At 64.4% G+C, this 15164-nt stretch carries 14 protein-coding genes; 12 read left to right on the forward strand and 2 right to left on the reverse strand.

Annotated features, from left to right (window positions below):
• Nucleotides 1–63: 63 nt before the first annotated feature.
• From F3H96_RS10915 to F3H96_RS10930, 4 genes are all read left to right on the forward strand, one after another.
• Entirely contained in the window at nt 64–1614 is a 1551-nt protein-coding gene (locus tag F3H96_RS10915; RefSeq protein ID WP_149791959.1) for a trimethylamine methyltransferase family protein, read from the forward strand.
• A gap of 60 nt (nt 1615–1674) precedes the next feature.
• A complete protein-coding gene (locus tag F3H96_RS10920) occupies nt 1675–3324 on the forward strand; it encodes an ABC transporter substrate-binding protein (RefSeq protein ID WP_149791960.1) in 1650 nt (549 codons plus the stop codon).
• 90 nt (nt 3325–3414) lie between these two features.
• Nucleotides 3415–3888, forward strand: a complete 474-nt coding sequence (locus F3H96_RS10925; protein ID WP_149791961.1) for a DUF3828 domain-containing protein — start codon at nt 3415–3417, stop codon at nt 3886–3888.
• 4 nt (nt 3889–3892) lie between these two features.
• The gene (locus F3H96_RS10930; RefSeq protein WP_149791962.1) at nt 3893–4489 is read left to right on the forward strand and encodes a hypothetical protein; all 597 of its coding nucleotides are present in this window, start codon (nt 3893–3895) and stop codon (nt 4487–4489) included.
• Between the two features lie 221 nt (nt 4490–4710).
• Here F3H96_RS10930 and queF read toward each other — a convergent pair whose 3' ends face one another.
• Entirely contained in the window at nt 4711–5172 is a 462-nt protein-coding gene (gene queF / locus F3H96_RS10940) for a preQ(1) synthase (RefSeq protein ID WP_112129828.1), read from the reverse strand.
• A 126-nt stretch (nt 5173–5298) separates the two neighbouring features.
• Between queF and F3H96_RS10945 the strand changes: the two genes are divergently transcribed.
• The 8 genes from F3H96_RS10945 to F3H96_RS10980 all read left to right on the forward strand — a co-directional run bounded on the left by F3H96_RS10945 (nt 5299) and on the right by F3H96_RS10980 (nt 14585).
• Nucleotides 5299–7344 (forward strand): NADH:flavin oxidoreductase, encoded by a 2046-nt coding sequence (locus F3H96_RS10945; RefSeq protein ID WP_149791963.1) that lies wholly within the window; start codon nt 5299–5301, stop codon nt 7342–7344.
• A gap of 199 nt (nt 7345–7543) precedes the next feature.
• Nucleotides 7544–8317 (forward strand): glucose 1-dehydrogenase, encoded by a 774-nt coding sequence (locus F3H96_RS10950; protein WP_149791964.1) that lies wholly within the window; start codon nt 7544–7546, stop codon nt 8315–8317.
• A gap of 165 nt (nt 8318–8482) precedes the next feature.
• A complete protein-coding gene (gene hisD, locus F3H96_RS10955; RefSeq protein WP_149791965.1) occupies nt 8483–9805 on the forward strand; it encodes a histidinol dehydrogenase in 1323 nt (440 codons plus the stop codon).
• A gap of 13 nt (nt 9806–9818) precedes the next feature.
• Nucleotides 9819–10841 carry an alcohol dehydrogenase catalytic domain-containing protein gene (locus F3H96_RS10960; RefSeq protein ID WP_149791966.1) on the forward strand — a complete coding sequence of 341 codons (1023 nt, stop codon included), beginning with the start codon at nt 9819–9821 and terminating at the stop codon, nt 10839–10841.
• Nucleotides 10842–10883: 42 nt separating this feature from the next.
• Entirely contained in the window at nt 10884–11615 is a 732-nt protein-coding gene (gene hutC, locus F3H96_RS10965; protein WP_149791967.1) for a histidine utilization repressor, read from the forward strand.
• A 285-nt stretch (nt 11616–11900) separates the two neighbouring features.
• On the forward strand, nt 11901–12902 hold the full coding sequence (locus tag F3H96_RS10970; RefSeq protein ID WP_149802035.1) for an ABC transporter substrate-binding protein: 1002 nt from the start codon (nt 11901–11903) through the stop codon (nt 12900–12902).
• Nucleotides 12903–12994: 92 nt separating this feature from the next.
• Nucleotides 12995–13789, forward strand: coding sequence for an ABC transporter permease (locus F3H96_RS10975; RefSeq protein ID WP_244619975.1), 795 nt, complete (start codon nt 12995–12997; stop codon nt 13787–13789).
• A gap of 13 nt (nt 13790–13802) precedes the next feature.
• Entirely contained in the window at nt 13803–14585 is a 783-nt protein-coding gene (locus F3H96_RS10980) for an ABC transporter ATP-binding protein (protein WP_149791969.1), read from the forward strand.
• Nucleotides 14586–14706: 121 nt separating this feature from the next.
• On the opposite strand, the gene F3H96_RS10985 is transcribed toward F3H96_RS10980, so the two are convergent.
• Nucleotides 14707–15114 carry a hypothetical protein gene (locus F3H96_RS10985; RefSeq protein WP_149791970.1) on the reverse strand — a complete coding sequence of 136 codons (408 nt, stop codon included), beginning with the start codon at nt 15112–15114 and terminating at the stop codon, nt 14707–14709.
• Nucleotides 15115–15164 lie beyond the last annotated feature (50 nt).

Here is a 15164-nt window from a genome sequence, read left to right on the forward strand (position 1 = left end):
ATTTTCCAGCGTCACAGGCATATTTTGGCTCGCTAACTTGGGCGGCGGGAAGAAGGAGCCTCCATGAACGCACCGGCCGTTGAATTGACCGAACAGACCCATCGCCGAGGCGGCGGCCGCCTTGGCCGCAAGGCGCTCAGAAGCGCGCCGATCGCGTCTTTCCCGACACTCGTCCGGCAGATCCCCGTCTACGAGATCGTGCCCGATGAGGCTGTGGAGCTGATCCACGAGGAATCGCTCAAGATCCTTGAGGAGGTGGGTTGCGAATTCCGCGACGATGGAGCGATTGAGCTCTGGAAGGCGGCGGGCGCCGACGTCAGGGAGACGCGCGTCCGCATCGACCGTGCGTTGCTGATGGAACTCGTCTCGAAGGTTCCGCCGGAATTCACGCTCCATGCGCGCAATCCCGAGCGCACCGTGCGCGTCGGCGGCAAGAACTCCATCTTCGTGCCGATGTATGGCGCGCCCTATATCCGCGACCTCGACAACAAGCGGCGCTACGGCACGCTCGCCGACCTCAACAATTTCCACAAGATGGCCTACATGGCGCCGGCGCTGCACTCGTCGAGCTCGGTCATCTGCGAGCCGATGGAAATCGCCGTGCCGAAGCGGCATCTGCACATCATCCATTCGGCGCTGAAGCATTCCGACAAGCCGTTCATGGGCATCGTGACCTCCAGGGAGCGGGCCGAAGACACGATGGCGATGGCTGCAATCGTCTTCGGCGAGGAGTTCGTGCGCGACAATCCGGTGCTGGTGGCGATCACCAACTGCAATTCGCCGCTGGTGTGGGACGCCACCATGATCGACGCCATGCGGGTCTATGCGAGCCACAATCAGCCGCTGATCCTGGCGCCGTTCGCGCTGTGCGGTGCATCGACCTCGGCATCCGCCGTCGGCGCAGTGGCGCAGGTCAACGCCGAGGCGCTTGCAGGCGTGGCCCTGACCCAGCTCATCCGTCCCGGCTCGCCGCAGCTCTACGGCCAGTTCATGGTGACAGTCGACATGAAGACCGGCGCGCCGATGGGCGGCACGCCGGAAGCAGCGCAGATGATGTATCTGATGGGCGCGCTGGCCAGGAAATACAAACTGCCCTGGCGCACCTCCGGCTTCCATGTCGGCTCGAAGCTCAACGACGCCCAGGCCGGCTACGAGGCGAACATGCTGATGCACGCCGCGATCCTTTCCGGCGCCAACTACATCTGGCATTCGGCAGGATGGCTCGAGGCGGGCCTCACCTGCGGCTATTCGAAATTCGCCACCGACTGCGAGCAGCTCGTCGGCTGGTACAAATATGCCAGCGGCGTGTCTTTCGACGACTTCAAGGAGGCCATGGCGGCGATCCGCGAGGTCGGTCCGCAGGGGCATTTCCTCGGCACGCAGCATACGCTCGAGCATTTCGAGAGCGCCTTCTTCATGCCGAGCATCATGGACTTCAATTCCTTCGAGCAGTGGAGCGCTGAAGGCGCGAAGGACCACGATGCGCGCGGCCGCGAGAAAGCGCGCAGCATGCTGGCCGATTACCAGGAGCCGAAGCTCGACGAAGGCGTTGCCGAGGGTCTCAGGGATTTGATCGCGCGGCGTGAGGAAAAGCTGCCGGACAGCGTTAGTTAATGGATGGCAGGTCAAGCTAACGGGCAAAAAGAACCCGATCAAACCAATGGGAGAACGAGAATGACACTTTTCAGAAGCAATGGCGACCGGGTCCCGGCCGCAATCGAGGCGATGGCCGCAGAAGCGCGCGCGGGCCGCGTCGACCGGCGCGAATTCCTGGCTTTGGCAAGCGCTTTCGGGGCATCGACGGCTTTCGCCTATGGCATGATCGGCCTTGCCGTCCCGACCAAGGCCCTGGCCGACGAGCCGAAAAAGGGCGGAACGCTGCATGTCGCGATGTCGGTCAAGGCGCAGAAGGATCCGCGCACCTATGACTGGACGGAGATGGCGAACGTCACCCGCTGCTGGCTGGAGCCGCTGGTGCGCTACACGCACCAGTTCACCTTCGAGCCGGTGCTGCTCGAAAGTTGGGAGGTCAACGACGACGCCACAGAATACACGTTGCATCTGCGCAAGGGCGTCACCTGGAACAATGGCGATGCCTTCAACGCCGATGACGTGGTGTTCAATCTGAACCGCTGGTGCGAGAAGGGGGCATCCGGCAATTCCATGGCCGCTCGCGTCGGCGCGCTGATCGACGCAAAGACCGGCAAGGCCAAGGATGGCGCGATCACCAAGGTCGATGACCACACGGTCAAGCTGAAGCTCAACGAAGCCGATATCGCCATCATACCCGGCCTCACGGACTATCCGGCGCTGGTCGTGCATCGCGATTTCGACAAGGATGGCGCCGATCCGATCAAGAAGCCGATCGGTACCGGGGCGTTCGAGCTGGTGTCCTATGCGGTCGGGTCGAAGGCCGTCGTCAAGCGGCGCGAGAACGGCAAGTGGTGGGGCGGCGAAGCGCCGCTCGACGGGGTGGAGTTCATCGACTACGGCACCGACTTCAACGCCACGCTGAATGCCTTTGATTCCGGCGAGATCGACCTCGATTTCGAAACGCCGGCCGATTACATCGATCCGCTCGACAAGATGGATCTGGTGAAATCGGAGGTCGCGACGGCGACGACGCTCGTTGCCCGCACCAACGTCACCCATAAACCTTATGATGACAAACGGGTGCGCAACGCGCTGCAGATGGCGGTCGACAACAGCCAGGTGATGCAGCTCGGCTACAATGGCCGCGGCACGGTCGGCGAGAACCATCACGTCAGCCCGATCCATCCCGAATACTACCCGCTGCCCAAGAAGGAGCGCGATGCCGCCGGCGCCAAGAAGCTGATGGCGGAGGCCGGGCAGGCCGACTTCGAGCATGAGCTGATCACCGTCGAGGACGAATGGCAGAAGAACACCGGCGATGCCATCGCCGGCCAGCTGCGCGACGCCGGCATCAAGGTCAAGCGCACCGTGCTGCCGGGCTCGACGTTCTGGAACGATTGGACGAAATATCCCTATTCCATGACCATCTGGTACATGCGCCCGCTCGGCGTGCAGGTGCTGGCGCTCGGTTACCGCACCGGCGAGGCCTGGAACGAGACGGCCTATTCCAATCCGGAGTTCGACGCCAAGCTCAAGGAGGCGCTGTCGCAGATCGACGTCGCCAAGCGCAAGCAGGTGATGAAGGACGTCGAACAGATCCTGCAGGATTCCGGCGTCATCATCCAACCGTTCTGGCAGAAGCTCTACTGTCACATGAGCAAGAAGGTGAAGAACTACTCGATGCACCAGACCTATCAAATGGACTTCCAGAACGTCTGGCTGGAGGCCTGAGCGCCCGGACTTCATGAGCCGCGAAAAAGCCGGTATGCAGGATGCGTGGTGGCGATCTTGCCACCACGCACCGAATTCCGGAGGTCCCGCATGAAGCCGATAGCGTTTGCCGCTGCCATGTCGATAGCCTTGCCCGGCGCCGCGCTTGCCGGGCCGGCGTCCAACGCGGTGAAGTTCTTCTACGTGCCCGAAGTGAAGTTCGAGGCGGACGCGAAGTACCGCGACCGTTTCACCGAACCGGTCACCAAGCTCTTCGAGCTTAACGACAAGGCGCAGAAGGAGAAGCCCGACGAGGTATCCTGCATCGATTTCGACCCTGGCAACGACGCCCAGGATTTCGATCAGAAGACCCTGTCGAAGACGCTTAAGCTCACCGAGGCTGTCGATGGCGATACCGCCGAGGTGACGGCAAGCTTTAATCTTTTCCCGGAAGGCGATGACTCCAAACGCGAAATGGTGTGGTCGCTGAAGAAAGTGGACGGCAAGTGGAAGATCGCCGACATCGCCTCCAAGACCAGCGACTGGAAGCTCAGCGCGCTGGAATGCGGCGCCTCGACGGAGTGATGCCGTGCTTCGCCGTCTCGTGCTTGCGCTGTCGAGCTTGTCGATGCTGGCCGCGGGGCTGAACGCCGGCGCCTGCGCGCAGGGCCTCTTCGGCTCGCCGCCGCCGAACGCGCCAGCCGGCGGCAGTGAGCCTTCGGACAACAATACGGCCCCGCCCGCCGCAACGTCGGCGCCGCAAAACGCGCCAGCCGAATTGCCGCCGCTGGCGCCCGTTCTGCCTGGGTCGCCGACCGCGGTGGTGAAGCCCTTCTACGAGCATCTCGGGCTGGAACTGGATCCGGCCCAGCGCAAGAACTTCATCGACCCGGCTAAGACCGTGCTCGACAAAAGCGATGCGCTGCGCGCCTCGGGGCAGGGCGAATGCCTCGACCCCAACATGGCGCTCGACAATGCCGATTATGACAAGCTCGCCATCGATCGGAGTCTGCGCACCGTCGAAGCCGTCAACGGCGACGAGGCCAAGGTGGTCGTCGCCTTCGTCGTCGAGGGCAACAAGCATCGTCTCGAATGGAAGCTGAAGAAGGTCGGCGGCGACTGGAAGGTCTCCGACCTTCTGTCGGTGACCGGCGAATGGGCGCTCAGCCAGTACCAGTGCGAATGATGATGGGGATCGAAGATCAGGGTCGGCGATCCTTCGCGCCCCCCTCTGGCCTGCCGGCCATCTCCCCCACTTGGGGGGAGATCAGATGTCACGCCGGCTTTCGCCAATCTCCAACGTTGCAGGATAAGCGGGGCGCTGAAGCTGCCAATCTCCCCCCTTGTGGGGGAGATGTCCGGCAGGACAGAGGGGGGCACTGTCCCGCCGACGTTCCGGTTCGAAGCTCAGCCCCTGCCGCGATAAGGCGCGACACCGGTGTCGGGCAGCCAGGCGTCCTTGGGCGGCGCGCCGGTCTGCCAGAAGACGTCGATGGGGATGCCGCCGCGCGGGAACCAGTAACCGCCGACGCGCAGCCACAGCGGCTTGGTCGCCTCCACGATGCGGCGGCCGATCATCACGGTGCACTCCTCATGGAAGGCGCCATGGTTGCGGAACGAGGTCATGAACAATTTCAGCGACTTCGATTCCACCAGCGTCTGGTCGGGGGCGTAGTCGATGACGATGTGGGCGAAGTCGGGCTGGCCGGTGACCGGGCAGAGCGAGGTGAATTCCGGGCAGGTGAAGCGCACGATCGCCGGCGGGCCGTCGCCGCGCTGGAACGGCACGGTCTCCAGGACCGCCTGTTCGGGGCTCTGTGGCGTCTCGACGTGCTTGCCGAGCTGGGTGAGGTTCTTGGCGTCGGTCATGGGCGGCTCCTTGCTGCCGCCGAAAGGCTCCCGGGGCGGCAGACTCAAAACGAAGTTGGACATGCGCCACGACGAGCGCAGCGCGTTTGGGCACTCATTAGCACAATTTGAAACGGCAGGAAGACGATGACCAGCAACGACCCGCTTCTCCAACCCTATCAGCTCAAGCACCTGACGCTGAAGAACCGGGTGATGTCGACCAGCCATGAGCCGGCCTATTCCGAGGACGGCATGCCGAAGGAACGCTACCGGCTCTACCATGCCGAGAAGGCCAAGGGCGGCATGGCGCTGACCATGACGGCGGGCTCGGCGATCGTCTCGCGCGACAGCCCGGCGGCCTTCGGCAATCTGCATGTCTATGACGACAGGATCGTGCCGTGGCTCGCCGAGCTCGCCGACGCCTGCCACGAGCATGATTGCAAGGTGATGATCCAGATCACCCATCTCGGCCGGCGCACCGGTTGGAACAAGGCCGACTGGCTGCCGGTGCTGTCGGCCTCGCCGGTGCGCGAGCCGGCGCACCGCGCCTTCCCCAAGACCATCGAGGAGTGGGACATCGAGCGCATCGTCGCCGACTATGCTTCGGCTGCGCAGCGCTGCCAGGCAGCGGGCCTCGACGGCATCGAATTCGAATCCTACGGGCATCTGATGGACGGCTTCTGGTCGCCTTTGACCAACCACCGCGACGACGAGTTCGGCGGTTCGCTCGACAACCGCCTGCGCTTCACCGACATGGTGCTGGACGCCGTGCGCGCCGCCGTCGGCGACAAGTTTGTCGTCGGCATACGCATGGTCGCCGATGAGGATATGGAGAAAGGCCTGTCGAAGCAGGAAGGCATCGAGATCGCCAGGCGGCTCGCCAAGTCCGGCAAGGTCGATTTCCTCAACATCATCCGCGGCACGATCGAGACCGATGCGTCGCTGACCAAGGTCATCCCGGTGACCGGCATGCGTTCCTCGCCGCATCTCGATTTCGCCGGCGAGGTGAGGGCGGCAACCAAATTCCCGACCTTCCACGCGGCGCGTATTTCCGACGTCGCCACGGCGCGCCATGCGATCGCCACCGGCAAGCTCGACATGGTCGGCATGACGCGAGCCCATATCGCCGACCCGCATATCATCCTGAAGATTATGGAGGGCCGCGAGCACGAAATCCGGCCATGCGTCGGCGCCACCTATTGCCTGGACCGCATCTATGAAGGCGGCGAGGCGCTGTGCGTCCACAACGCGGCGACCGGCCGCGAGGCGACCATCCCGCATGTCATCCAGAAGAGTGACGGGCCGAGCAAGCGCGTGCTCGTTGTAGGCGCCGGGGCAGGCGGGTTGGAGGCCGCCCGCGTCGCGGCCGAACGCGGTCATCAGGTGACGGTTCTCGAAGCGTCGAGCCAGGCGGGCGGCCAAGTTCGGCTCGCCACGCAGAACCCGCGCCGCAAGGAACTGATCGGCATCATCGACTGGCGGCTCTCCGAACTCGACCGCCTCGGAGTCGAGATCCGCTACGACACGTGGGCCGAGAAGGACGACGTGCTGGCGCTGTCGCCGGATGTGGTGATCGTGGCGACGGGCGGCTTGCCGCAGAACCCGCCGCTGACGGCCGGCGACAATCTTGTCACCTCAAGCTGGGACATCATGGCCGGCAGCGTCAAGCCGGCCGAGAAAGTGCTTCTCTACGACGACAATGGTGGCCATCAGGGCATGGGTGCCGCCGAACTCATAGCCAACAGCGGCTCGAAGCTCGAGCTGGTCTCGCCCGAGCGCTTCTTTGCGCCGGAAATGGGCGGCCTGAACCACGTACCCTATATGCGCGCCTTCCACGAAAAGGGCGTCATCGTCACCATCAACACGAGGCTGCGTTCGGTGCGGCGCGACGGCAACCAGCTCGTCGCCGAGCTGGCGTCGGACTTTGCGGATGGTTGGCGCGGCGAGCGGCGCGTCGACCAGGTGGTGGTCGAGCACGGCACCGCGCCCCTCGACGACCTCTACCTTGCGCTGAAGCCGCTGTCGAAGAATGGCGGCGCGGTCGACTATGAGCGGCTGGTGAGCGGCGGCGACATCTTCCCGTCGCGCCATCCCGAAGGCGGCTTCGTGCTGTTGCGCATCGGCGACGCGGTCGCCTCGCGCAACATCCACGCCGCCATCTATGACGGCATCCGGTTCGGGATCAGGATCTGACCCACCGATCGCAGCGCGCGAAATCGCGACGGCAGGAAAGCGCCGGTTAGGATTGCGGTGTCGTCTCCGGGGTTGCACGCTCCCCGCGGTCAGCCCGTTTCGCTACGGCGCTCAAATCATTTGTATATGCTTGTATGTATAACCAATGATCGGTAGTCTTGCCGGGGATGACAGGCCGGCAAGGCCAAGGAGGATCGACATGCGCAATGCTTCCCTCTTTGACCTGTCGGGCAGGAAGGCGCTCGTCACCGGCGCGAGCCGCGGCATTGGGCGCGGCATCGCCGAGGCGCTGAGCGCGGCCGGCGCCGCGGTCGCCGTCACGGCACGCAGCCTCGCCGCGCTCGGGGAGACGACGGCAGCGATCCGGGCCAACGGAGGGGTTGCGCATGCCGTTGCCCTGGACGTCACCGACGTCGCCCGCTGCCGCGCCGCGACCGCCGAGGCCGCCGGCCTGCTCGGCGGCCTCGATATCCTGGTCAACAATGCCGGCATGGAAGAGGTCAGGCCTTCGCTCGACGTCGACGAAGCGCTGTGGGACCGGATCGTCGACACCAACCTTAAGGGTGCCTTCTTCTGCGCTCAGGCAGCCGCCCGCCACATGCGTGATGCCGGGCGGCCCGGCGCCATCATCAATCTGTGCTCGCTGACCTCCGAAGTCGGCATCCCCACGGCCGTGCCCTACGGTTCGTCTAAGTCGGGCCTGCTCGGCATGACGCGGGCGCTGGCGGCGGAATGGGCCGGTCTGGGGATAAGGGTCAATGCCATCGCTCCCGGCTATTTCAGGACGGCGATGACCGAGGTGTTCTACGCCGACGAGGCGTGGCGGCAATCGATGCTTGCCAAGATTCCGCAACACCGTTTCGGCGACCTTTCGGATCTGCACGGCATCGCGGTGTTCCTGGCCTCGGACGCCTCGGCCTACATCACCGGTCAGTCCTTTCCGGTGGACGGGGGCTTTCTTGCCTCGATCTGACGCGGCTTGCGGTGGCCAGCCTGGTGGCAGGGCACAGAAAATGCTGGCGACAGTTATACATACATGTATATACTTTTAGGAACCAATGTGCGTGTGATCCTTGCCATGTGAAATCCCGGCATGTTCCGGAATTGTCTAACGTCGCCGCGTCTCTGAGGAGCAGCCATGTCCGACATCACCTTCCACAACCTGTCATCCGCCACCGCCGAACAGCGGGCGAACCTGCTGAAGCGCGCCGAAGCGGACCTGTCGGTCTTCGTCGAGAAGGTCCGCCCGATCATCGAGGCGGTCAGGACCGAAGGTGATGCGGCCTTGCTCCGCTTCGTCAGGGACCTGGACAAGGCCGATGTGGCCGCTGGCAATCTGAAGGTCTCGGAAGCGGAGTTCGATGCGGCTTTCGACAAGATCGAGAAGGACGTCGTCGACAGCATCCGCTTCGGCATCGAGAACATCAGGCACTTCCATGAGGAGCAGCGCCCGGAGACGATGTGGCTCAAGGAGATCCGGCCAGGCGCCTATGCCGGCGACCGGTACACGCCGATCGCCTCCGTCGCGCTCTATGTGCCGCGCGGCAAGGGCGCCTTCCCGTCGGTGACCATGATGACCTCGGTTCCGGCCGTTATCGCCGGCGTGCCGCAGATCGCCATCGTGACGCCGCCGACTTCGGACGGTTCCGTCGATGCCGCGACCCTCGTCGCCGCCCGCCTGGCCGGGGTCGAAACCGTCTACAAATGCGGCGGCGCGCATGCGATCGCGGCTGTCGCCTATGGCACCGAGACGGTGAGGCCCGCGCTCAAGATCGTCGGCCCGGGCAGCCCCTGGGTGGTTGCGGCAAAGAGCCTGCTGTCCTCGATCATCGATACCGGCCTTCCGGCCGGCCCGTCGGAAGCGATCATCTTTGCCGACGACAGCGTCGACGGCGGCCTCGCCGCGCTCGACCTTCTGATCGAGGCCGAGCACGGCCCGGATTCTTCCGCCTATCTCGTGACGCACAGCCGCAAGGTCGCCGACGCCGCCCTGGCAGCACTGCCCGAGCACTGGTCCCGCATGAGCGAGCAGCGGGTCGAGTTTTCGCGCGCGGTGCTGACCGGCAAGCGCGGCGGCATCGCGCTGACCGCCTCGTTGGAGGACAGCTATCGCTTCATCAACGACTATGCGCCTGAGCATCTCGAGATCCTGTCGCGGGAACCGTTCGCGCATCTCGGCCACATCACTGAGGCGGCCGAAATCCTCATGGGTCCGCACACGCCGGTAACGCTCGCCAATTTCGTCCTCGGCCCCAATGCGGTGCTGCCGACCAGCCGCTGGGCGCGCACCTACGGGCCGCTTTCGGTGACGGATTTCCTCAAGCGCTCGTCGATCGGCTATGTGACCTCGGCCGCCTATCCGGAACTTGCCGGGCATGCCCGCAGGCTAGCCCGCTATGAAGGCTTCAGCTCGCACGAGAACGCGGTCTCGGAAATCCGCGACCGCTATCTCGGCGGCTGACAGATCTTTCGCGATGAAGGCCGCCAGACTCCATGGACCCGGCGACCTGCGCGTCGAGGATATCGCCGCGCCAGGGGCCCCCGAGGCGGGCTGGGTGAAGCTGCGTGTCGATGCCGCCGGCATCTGTGGTTCCGACCTCCACAATTTCCGCACCGGCCAATGGATAAGCCGCGCGCCGTCGACGGCCGGCCACGAACTGACCGGCACGGTGGTCGCGGTCGGCGAGGACGTCGACACCGTCGCCGTGGGCGACCGGGTCGTCGCCGATTCCCGTTTCTGGTGCGGAGAATGCGCGCAATGCCGCGCGGGCAGACGGCATCTGTGCGTCTCGCTGGGCTTCGTCGGCGAAATATGCGACGGCGGCTTTGCCGAAGAAACGGTGTTGCCGGCGCGTCTCCTGCATGTCATCGACGCCGCGCTCGACGAAAGGGTGGCCGCGATGGCCGAGCCGCTCGCCGTCGCGCTGCACGCGGTGCGGCGCCTGCCGAAGACGGCGGATTGCGTGCTGGTCGTCGGCTGCGGCACCATCGGCGGCCTGGCGGCGCTGCTCTTATCGCGGACGTTCTCAGGCAAGGTGCTGATCGCCGATCGCAACAAGGCTCGCTGTGAGCGTGTAGCTCGGGTGACCGGCGCCACCATCGTCGATCTCGACCGCGACGCCATTGCCGCCGCGACCGCCGGAGCGCCTTTGCTTGCAGCCGTCGAGGCCACCGGCAGCATCGCTGCGCTCAACCAGTTGCTGGGTGTTCTGGGCTCCGGTGCCTCCGTGGCGCTGGTCGGCATTTTCCACGGTCGCCTCGATATCGACCCCAACATGCTGGTCGAGCGCGAGATCGCGTTGCTGGGATGCCATGCCTTTGCCGATGAACTGCCCGACGCCATCGGCATGCTGGCGGATCTGTCCGGGCCGCTGATCAGCCTGATCGATCGCGAGATCGTCCTGGACGACGTTCCCATCGCCTATGAGCGCCTGCTGGCGGGGCAGGGCGACGGCTTGAAAACCATCATCCGGGTGCGACAGCCCGCCGGCCCGTGATTGCCGATAGTGCCGATAGCTTGCCGGAAGGACTTGTGAAACATGAATACTTTGCCCGATACGGCCAGCCCTCTCTACGAGAAGGTCAAGGACTACATCCTGGCCAACATTGGAACTGGCAAATGGAGCAAGGACCGCAAGCTGCCGTCCGAGAATGAATTCGTGGCGGCGCTCGGCGTGTCGCGGATGACCGTTCACCGCGCCTTGCGGGAATTGACCTCGGCCGGCTTCCTGATCCGGCTGCAGGGCGTGGGGACATTCATCGCGCCGCCCAGACCGCAGTCGACGCTGATCGAGATCAACAACATCGCGGCCGAGATCGTCGCGCGCGGCAACAGGCATCGCTCCGAGGTCCTCGTCCTCGAAAGGATCACGTCGACAAAGGAGCTCTCGCTGTCCTTCGAATTCGCCAAGCGCGCGGCGATCTATCATTCGGTGGTCGTCAACTTCGAGAACGACCTGCCCGTGCAACTGGAAGAGCGCTTCGTCAATCCGAGCCTGATACCGGACTATGACAAGCAGGATTTCTCGAAGACGGCAACCTATGATTACCTGATGCAGAAGACGCCGGTGACCGAGGTCGAACACATCATTTCCGCTGTCCCGGCCCATGCCGAGACGGCGCGGCACCTCGCCATCGATATCGGCAGTTGCTGCCTTCTCCTGCATCGCCGGACATGGACGGGCGCGGTCGTCGCCACCATCAGCAAGCTGACCTATGTCGGCAGCCGCTACTCGCTCGGCAGCCGCTATTCTCCGTCCCGCAAGACCTGAAACGGTTGGAACTGTTCGGGCCTCTGGCGCCAGTCGTGAAAGAGCTCGGGATCAGCTTGTCCAAATGCCGCCAAGGCCCGGAAATCTGCCTCTCCAACTTGTATATGCATGTATGTATTTTAGCCTTGACATCCATTGCCGCCGACGTTGAATATCATTTCACTTCCGTCGACGTGGCGGGTAAGACGCCGAGGCACAGTGCCGCAAGAAGCAGAAGCCGCATTCTCACCAGACAGGAAGTTTGGTTCAAAAAAGCGGTCTGAATCATCAAGGGGAACAAAGATGATGCGTAACCTCACAGGACAATTCCGTGCGCTCGTGGTGGCGGCCGCCGTCGGCTTCACCCCGCTGGCCCATGCCGCCGACGCGGCCATTCCCGCGACGCCTGAGGCGGGATCGTTCAAGATCGGCATCGAGCCGTGGCTCGGCTACGGCCAGTGGCATGTTGCCGAGGCCAAGGGTCTGTTCAAGGCAAGCGGGCTGTCGGATGTCCAGATCGTCAACTTCACCGAGGACAAGGACATCAACGCCGCCCTGGCGAGTGGCCAGCTCGACGCGGCCAACATCGCCACCCACACCGCGATGGGCATGGTTGCGGCCGGCCTTCCGGTCAAGATCGTGCTGCTGCTCGACGTCTCGATGACGGCCGACGCTATGATCGCCGGCAAGGACGTCAACTCGATCGCCGATCTCAAGGGCAAGCAGGTCGCCTTCGAGGAAGGCACGACCAGCGACATCCTGCTGAAATACGCGCTCGCCAAGAACGGCATGTCGATCGCCGACGTCCAGCCGGTGCCGATGCCGGCGGCGGATGCCGGCAGCGCACTGATCGCCGGCCGCGTCCCGGTCGCGGTCACCTATGAGCCGTATCTCACCACGGCCAGGGCACAGAACAAGGACGTCAAGCTTCTCTTCACCGCCGGCGAGGATCCCGGCCTGATCAGCGACGTGCTGGTGGTGCGCGACGAGGTCATCAAGTCGCGGCCCGGCCAGGTGCTCGCGATGATCAAGACCTGGGATGCCGCGCTCAAGGCCTACAATGCCGACACGCCCGGCGGCCGCGCCATCATCTCCAAGGCGGTCGGCTCGAGCGTCGAGGACCTCAACACCGCCTTCGACGGCGTGCGCTACTATTCGCTTGCCGAAAACAAGGACGCCCTCACCGGCGAGTTTTCCACCAAGACATTCGCCGACGTCGAGGCCGCCGCCAAGAATGCCGGCCTGCTTCAGGCCGACGTGACGCCGGAACAGATGATCGATCCGGCCTTCGTCAAGGCCGCGCAGTAGGCCGGGCCGTGGCGGCCGCAGGGATGTCCGACGAGCCTGCCGTCAAAGCGAGCCCGTCCGGTACGGCAACCGGACCGGCTGCCAGGCAGGCGATGCGCCGCCGCCGATCCTCCGGGATCGGCGCCCCCATCGCGCGCTCCCGCTTCCTGATGATCGCCGTGGCCGTCTTCGCCGGCCTCGGCCTCGCATGGTGGGCGGCGACGGGGCTCGAATTGGTCAAGCCGATCTTCCTGCCGTCGCCCGCCAGCGTGGCAACTCAGCTCGGCAAGCTCTGGACCGACGGCACGCTGCTCATCGATCTCAAGGCCTCGATATATCGTATTTCGGTCGGCTTTCTCATCGCGTCGGTGCTCGCCATTCCGATCGGCGTGCTGATCGGCAGCTTCCGGACCTGGGAGGCGGCCATCGAGCCGCTGGTCGATTTCATCCGCTACATGCCGGTGGTCGCCTTCGTGCCCCTCTCCATCCTGTGGGCAGGGACGAGCGACGCCCAGAAATTCCTGATCATCTTCATCGGCACTTTCTTCCAGCAGGTGCTGATGATCATGGACAACGTCAAGCGCGTGCCGGCGGACTTCGTCGGCCTCGGCAGGACGCTCGGCCTGCCGGACCGCAAGATCCTGACGCGTATCGTGGTGCCCAGCGCCTTGCCGGGCATCTGGGATACGCTGCGCATCAGCCTGGGCTGGGCCTGGACCTGGCTCGTGCTGGCCGAGCTCGTCGCGGCGACGTCCGGGCTCGGCTATCGCATCACCGTCTCGCAGCGCTATTTCCAGACCAACACCATCATCGGCTACATCCTCCTGCTCGGCATGCTCGGCCTGATCACCGACCAGGTCATGAAGGCGCTGGGCAAGGTGCTGTTCCGCCAGGACAGCCGTTCATGATGAGGTAAGGCCGATGAATTCCCCCAAACTGCGGATCAAAGGTCTCCACAAGAGCTTCGGCACCGGAGCGCGGCGCACTGAAGTGCTGCGCGACATCAATCTCGACCTTGCCGACAACGAGTTCGTGTCGCTGGTCGGCACGTCGGGCTGCGGCAAGAGCACGCTGTTGTCGATCGTCGCCGGACTGCAGGATTTCGACTCGGGCGATCTCGATATAGACGGCTCGCCGATCCTGAAGCCCGGTCTCGACCGCGGCGTCGTGTTCCAGTCCTATACGCTGCTGCCCTGGCTGACGGCGCAGCAGAACATCGAGTTCGCCCTCAAGGCCGCCGGCCACGACCGCGCCACCTGCCGCAGGATCGCGCTTGAGCATCTCGATCTGGTCAAGCTGCCGCAGTCGGCCAATCTCTATCCATCCGAGTTGTCGGGTGGCATGAAGCAGCGGGTCGCCATTGCGCGCGCGCTTTCCTACCGCCCCAAGATGCTGCTGATGGACGAGCCTTTCGGCGCGCTCGATGCCCTGACCAGGCATCAGATGCAGGAACTCCTGACCCAGATCTGGGAGGAGCACAGGCTCACCGTGCTCTTCGTCACCCACGACGTCGAAGAGGCTGTCTATCTGTCGGACCGCATTGTCGTGATGGGCATCGGGCCGGGGCGTATCATGCGGACTTTTGACGTCGACATCGAGCGCCCGCGCCGCGAAGAGGTCATGGAGAGCGCCGCTTTCATGGACCTGCAGCGCAATGTCCACAAGGCCATTCGCGAGGCCTCCAGGCACCCCGAAATGGCGTAGGCGGTTCCTTTCGTCATTCGGTCCGCCGGCTTGTGGCGCGCAACGGACCTTTGCAAGGAGAGCCACCTGCCGCTCTGGTCCGTTGCGCGCCGCGCTCGGTCGGTTTGGCCGGCCGTGCGGTTCAGAACATTCTGGCCGTCGCCATGCACAGCACGGTGAGGACCAGCAGCCCGCCGGCGATGCGTTCGCCCCTGTTCATTTTCGCCCGCAGCTGGGTCTGGGTCGCTTGGTCGGCGCCAGCCAACTGCCTGCTGGCGGAGGCCACGAGGGCACCCTGCACGCCGGCGGCGATCAGCGCCGTCAAAATGCCGAGCGCCAGCACCTGCTCCATCGAGCCGAACGCGCCCTCATGGAAGAAATACCAGAGCAGTATGCCGGTCAGGAAAACCACGCCGGAAGCGCCGAGTTGCGGCCGGATGAAACGCTCCGCCTTGATCTCCGGATCGCGGGCAACCGCTATGGTCGTGCCGGCCCAGAAGACGCCGGCCATGACGTGCAGGCCGATGACGACGATATAGACATATTGCATGACCGCATTCCTCTCTGCCGCCCGCCGCGCATCGCAGCCGTGTTGTGATG

It is taken from the genome of Mesorhizobium sp. NFR06 (assembly GCF_900115245.1).
GTDB lineage: Bacteria > Pseudomonadota > Alphaproteobacteria > Rhizobiales > Rhizobiaceae > Mesorhizobium.

Bases quoted from the DNA above. Each gene is read 5' to 3' on its own strand.
- F3H96_RS10915 (WP_149791959.1), top strand. From the start codon at position 64: ATGAACGCACCGGCCGTTGAATTGACCGAACAGACCCATCGCCGAGGC.
- F3H96_RS10920 (WP_149791960.1), top strand. From the start codon at position 1,675: ATGACACTTTTCAGAAGCAATGGCGACCGGGTCCCGGCCGCAATCGAG.
- F3H96_RS10925 (WP_149791961.1), top strand. From the start codon at position 3,415: ATGAAGCCGATAGCGTTTGCCGCTGCCATGTCGATAGCCTTGCCCGGC.
- queF (WP_112129828.1), bottom strand. From the start codon at position 5,172: ATGACCGACGCCAAGAACCTCACCCAGCTCGGCAAGCACGTCGAGACG.
- F3H96_RS10945 (WP_149791963.1), top strand. From the start codon at position 5,299: ATGACCAGCAACGACCCGCTTCTCCAACCCTATCAGCTCAAGCACCTG.
- F3H96_RS10950 (WP_149791964.1), top strand. From the start codon at position 7,544: ATGCGCAATGCTTCCCTCTTTGACCTGTCGGGCAGGAAGGCGCTCGTC.
- hisD (WP_149791965.1), top strand. From the start codon at position 8,483: ATGTCCGACATCACCTTCCACAACCTGTCATCCGCCACCGCCGAACAG.
- F3H96_RS10960 (WP_149791966.1), top strand. From the start codon at position 9,819: ATGAAGGCCGCCAGACTCCATGGACCCGGCGACCTGCGCGTCGAGGAT.
- hutC (WP_149791967.1), top strand. From the start codon at position 10,884: ATGAATACTTTGCCCGATACGGCCAGCCCTCTCTACGAGAAGGTCAAG.
- F3H96_RS10970 (WP_149802035.1), top strand. From the start codon at position 11,901: ATGCGTAACCTCACAGGACAATTCCGTGCGCTCGTGGTGGCGGCCGCC.
- F3H96_RS10975 (WP_244619975.1), top strand. From the start codon at position 12,995: ATGCGCCGCCGCCGATCCTCCGGGATCGGCGCCCCCATCGCGCGCTCC.
- F3H96_RS10980 (WP_149791969.1), top strand. From the start codon at position 13,803: ATGAATTCCCCCAAACTGCGGATCAAAGGTCTCCACAAGAGCTTCGGC.
- F3H96_RS10985 (WP_149791970.1), bottom strand. From the start codon at position 15,114: ATGCAATATGTCTATATCGTCGTCATCGGCCTGCACGTCATGGCCGGC.